The sequence below is a fragment of the Stenotrophomonas sp. SrG genome, from assembly GCF_050031795.1.
GTDB classification, from domain to species: Bacteria; Pseudomonadota; Gammaproteobacteria; order Xanthomonadales; family Xanthomonadaceae; genus Stenotrophomonas; species Stenotrophomonas rhizophila_A.
In genome coordinates this window covers 1-230 of the sequence record NZ_JBNBBE010001750.1, presented here as the reverse complement: position 1 = coordinate 230, position 230 = coordinate 1, and the positions used below count along the sequence as shown (strand labels likewise).

The window sequence follows — 230 nt, the reverse complement described above, 5'->3', positions numbered from 1 at the left end:
TACCGGTCGTCGATGGGCTACGGCACCTCGAGGCAGTAACGCAGGTAGCCCTGCATGAAGCAGTATGCCTCGGTGACATTCACCCAGGTCAGCAACGCCGGATCATCGGCCGAATACGCCTGCCCATCCTGCGTCTGCCCGCGCACGTGTGCGTGGCTGCGCTTCACCTTCCCGACCAGCGCCTCCACTTCGCCCGACGCCGCGTAGCTGGTACATGCCACGAACGCCGT

1 pseudogene is annotated in these 230 nt (G+C 64.8%); it reads right to left on the bottom strand.

The annotated features are described in order from the left end of the window. Window positions 1-20 precede the first annotated feature (20 nt). A pseudogene (locus tag ACQG3P_RS25260) lies at window positions 21-230 on the bottom strand (oxygenase MpaB family protein); the annotation flags it as partial.